We start from the raw sequence: 3,954 nt of genomic DNA on the forward strand, positions 1-3,954 counted from the left end.
CCGAGATCAACGTCACCAACGATCCGACCAGGCTCAACGGTCAGCCGGTGATCGCGGTGAACCCGGCCAACCCGAACAACGTTGTGTACATCTCTGCGAACCACATCCCCAGCACCGCCCTTCCTGGTGAGGTCGGGGAGTTCCAGTGCTACTCCGCCTTCTCCAATGACGGTGGTAAGAACTGGACACGGACCGAGTTCCCCAACGGGGACCGACCGTTCTGTGGGGATCCGAACTTGGCGGTCGACTCCGCCGGCACCTTCTACACCGCGTTCAACCGCCTCGGATGCCCAGGCACCACCGATCTGTGGGCCCAGACGGCGAATGAGACAGTTGTCATCCCCTGTCCGGACTTGTCTTCACTTCCGCTGGCCGGCGAGGGAACCGCCGGACGACAAACCGACGAAGCAGTGCCCGAACAGTTCCATCAGTGTTCGGGCACTGCTTCTGTCCGATCCAGTTCCGGACAGTGATCGGATTTCGGGATATCAGTGTCCGATGACGGCGCCCGTCGAGTTGACCTCCGGAGCACCACCAGGCAGGAAGCACACCTCGTCACCGTCGACCGCCAGGCGGCCGTAGTGCGGTGCGGGGAAGTGTGCGGGGAAGAGGAACGCACCCTCGCCCAGCGCGCGCCGCACCAGATCCCGTCGGGCGGCGATGGCTGCGGCAAGATCGTCGCAGCCCGGAAGGTGGAGCTCGGGGCGCGTCAGCTGGACCGGATGATGGAAGGCATCGCCACTGAAGTATCCGACGACTCCGTCGGACTCGAGGCGCAACAGGGCGTGGCCCATGGTGTGGCCCGGCGCGGCTTCGATGGTCAGGCAGGGAGCCACGGTGAACGGCGTGGCCACGATCGTGGCCTGCCCTGCAGCGACGATGGGGCGCACACACTCGTCGAAGGTGCTGGGATTGAAATCGTTGGGGTGCAGGTCCGATCCCGACGTATCCCAGCGCCGGTACTCCTCGTCGACGAACAGGTAGGTCGCATTGGGGAAGGTCGGTACCCAGGCGCCGTCGACCTGCGTCGTGTTCCAGCCGCAGTGATCGTGGTGCAGATGGGTGCAGAACACGATGTCGACGTCCTCGACCGCCACCCCTCCGCAGCGAGTCGCTCGAGAAACGGAATGTCCAAACCGTCGAAGTAGTGGCCCAGTCCTGTGCGACCGTTTCCGGTGCAGGTGTCGACGAGCACGGTCAACCCGTCGATTCTCAGCACCCAGGTGTGACTCGAGAACGCAAAGGAGTTCGACTCCTTGTCGAGGAAGCCGGCGGGGAGCCGGGCGATACGACGCTCGAGGAACTCCCAGTCTTCGGTGAGGAGGCCCAGGGAGACCGGGAGCGACTGCTCAGCTACGCGGTCCACCCGAGCGTTCCCCAGGACGATTGTCGACATTGATACCACCTATCAACAGAGGTGAGGAGCAACAGGACGGGACGACGGGGCCCGATGTCCCGCGGCCGCTCCGGTCGCGGCCCCCACTCGGACCCTACTCGCCCCTACTACGCCAACCAAGTGGGGCAATTCGACGAATTTCACTGCACACCAGGCTGATCCACAACAACAGAGAGACGCCCTTTCCGCGAGGTGTGCGGCAACGAGCCGACCGCCCGGTCCGGGACACGACCCAGCTGCCTGCAGACCCGAAAAATTCGTGCTTGCAAGTCGTAATCGAACACTTAGTATACTTAGTCAACGGAGAGATCCAGAACACAGAGATCCGGTTGGCGTATTGCACGCCACACTCGGAACCTCGACCGCACGCATCGCGGTCCGCCACGGCGGAACCCGCACCCAGCACGCACACGCACAACACACGACATTCCATGCACCACTATGGAAAGGCCAGCGAACACGATGGTGCTCACACTTTCGAAACGGGCAGGGCGAAGTTTGCTCGTGCTCTTCCTGGTGACGGTGGCCGCCGTCTCGTTGCTCAGCTTGGCGCCCGGATCCGCTGCTCAGGTGATCCTGGGCGAGAACTCCACTCCGGAGGCCGTCGCCGAGCTGAACGCGGAACTCGGCCTCGATCAGCCGCTGTGGAAGCAGTACGTCGACTGGCTCGGGTCCGCCCTCACCGGGGACCTCGGCACGTCACCACTGACCGGCCAAGACGTCACCCAGGCAATTCTCGACCGGCTACCGGTCACCCTCGAGCTGGCACTGCTGGGGCTGTTCATGGCCCTGGCGATCGCCATCATCCTCGCCGTGATCGCCGCGGCGACCGCCGGAACGCCCGTCGACCGGGGCATCAGCGCGATCTCATCGGTGTTCCTTGCCGTCCCGGCGTTCATCGCCGGCCCCCTGCTCATCTACTTCTTCGCATTGAAGCTGGGTTGGTTCCCGGTGTCCGGTTGGTCTCGGCTCGGGGACGGACTCGGCGCGAACCTGCAGAGCGCATTCCTACCGGCACTCGCGATTGCATTCGTGGAGATCGCGACCTTCCAGCGCCTACTCCGCACCGACCTCGTCAGCACACTACGGGAGGACTTCGTCGCTGCGGCTCGCGCCAAGGGAATGTCCCAGCGATACGTCACGTTCCGGCATGCGCTACGCCCCTCCTCCTTCTCCCTGATCACGCTGGCCGGCATCAGCCTCGGACGCCTCATTGGTGGAACTGTCGTGGTCGAGATCCTCTTCGGACTACCCGGTCTCGGACAGCTGGTGTCGTCGTCCATCACCCTCCGTGACGTGATCACTGTCCAAGGCATCGTGGTGTTCGTGGCTCTCGTCTACGTCGTCGTCAACATGCTCGTCGATTTCAGTTACGGATTCCTTGATCCACGAGTTCGCAAGGCGGTTCGCGCATGACCATCAGTCCCCCTCTGGACCATGTTCCAGAGACTCGAGTCGCAGTCGAGAAGCCCGTCGTCAAGGTCAAGAAGAAGAAGCCCTCGATCATCGTCGGTACGGCGTATTTCTGGCTGGCGTTGGTCATCGTCCTCGCGATCACGGCAAACTTCCTTCCCATCGCCGACTACGCGGAACCTGTCGGCGCCTCGAGGCTTGCTCCCAGTTTCAGTTCGGTCGACCTGTGGCTGGGGACCGACAGCTACGGCAGGTCCCTCCTCTCTCGCTGCATCTATGGAGCACGGGTGTCGCTCGTGGTCGGGACGATCGCCGGCCTTGCCGGTCTGATCGTTGGGACCACGCTCGGCATGATCGCCGGGTATTTCGGGCGAAAGACCGACTCCGTCATCTCGCTCGTCGCGGACGCGATGCTGGCCTTCCCGCCGCTGATCCTGCTGCTCGCCCTGTCCTCGATCCTCACCCCGAGTGTTCAGACGATTCTCATCGGATTGACCCTGGTCACCATTCCGTCCTTCATTCGCCTGGCGCGCGCCACGACGATCTCCTGGTCGTCACGCGAGTTCGTGCGCGCAGCAAAGAATCTCGGTGCGAGCAACCCCAGGATTCTCATCAAGGAGATTCTGCCGAACGTCCTCCCGGCACTAGGTGCCTTCTTCCCCATCGTGATCGCCGCACTGATCGTCGCCGAGGGTTCGCTCAGCTTCCTCGGACTCGGCCTGCCGCCGCCGCAGCCCAGCTGGGGCGGCATGATCAACGACGGCAAGTCCTCGATTGCGACGTCACCGCACATCGTCTTCGTCCCGTCGATGGTCATCTTCTTCACCGTCTACGCCCTGAACCAGGTCGGCGATCACCTTCGTCTGAAGTTCGACCGCACCATGCAGGACTGACCCGACCGACGTCCCGTACCACGAATCAGAAATGACCATGATGATCTCCAGACGATGTGCGATCGCAGCGGGCTGCGTTGCATTCACGCTCATGCTCAGCGCTTGTGGTAGCGGAGACAGCCCCTCCTCCGCTACCACGGCCGGTGCCGCCGGCGACCCGATTGACGGCGGCACCGGACTGATCATCGAGCAGGCCGAGCCGCGCAGCCTCGACCCCGCCGTGATTGCCAACTCCTGGGCCAACTCCCCGGT

At 63.4% G+C, this 3,954-nt stretch carries 4 protein-coding genes and 1 pseudogene; 4 read left to right on the forward strand and 1 reads right to left on the reverse strand.

What is annotated here, in order from left to right; all coding sequences use genetic code 11:
• Window positions 1-473 (forward strand): sialidase family protein (locus I0Q12_RS02005; protein WP_197250363.1); only part of this gene is annotated, 473 nt, incomplete at its 5' end.
• A 15-nt stretch (window positions 474-488) separates the two neighbouring features.
• Here the strand turns inward: I0Q12_RS02005 and I0Q12_RS02010 are convergent.
• Window positions 489-1,097, reverse strand: a complete 609-nt coding sequence (locus tag I0Q12_RS02010) for an MBL fold metallo-hydrolase (protein WP_197250364.1) — start codon at window positions 1,095-1,097, stop codon at window positions 489-491.
• A gap of 761 nt (window positions 1,098-1,858) precedes the next feature.
• On the opposite strand from I0Q12_RS02010, the gene I0Q12_RS02015 reads away from it, so the two are divergent.
• The 3 genes and pseudogenes from I0Q12_RS02015 to I0Q12_RS02025 all read left to right on the forward strand — a co-directional run.
• Window positions 1,859-2,812 (forward strand): ABC transporter permease, encoded by a 954-nt coding sequence (locus I0Q12_RS02015; RefSeq protein WP_197250365.1) that lies wholly within the window; start codon window positions 1,859-1,861, stop codon window positions 2,810-2,812.
• Window positions 2,809-3,702 (forward strand): ABC transporter permease, encoded by an 894-nt coding sequence (locus I0Q12_RS02020; RefSeq protein ID WP_197250366.1) that lies wholly within the window; start codon window positions 2,809-2,811, stop codon window positions 3,700-3,702. The genes I0Q12_RS02015 and I0Q12_RS02020 overlap by 4 nt, the downstream gene beginning before the upstream one ends.
• Window positions 3,703-3,733: 31 nt before the next feature.
• Window positions 3,734-3,954, forward strand: a pseudogene (locus I0Q12_RS02025) (hypothetical protein); the annotation flags it as partial.

It is taken from the genome of Rhodococcus sp. CX, from assembly GCF_015865005.1.
Classification (GTDB): domain Bacteria; phylum Actinomycetota; class Actinomycetes; order Mycobacteriales; family Mycobacteriaceae; genus Rhodococcus.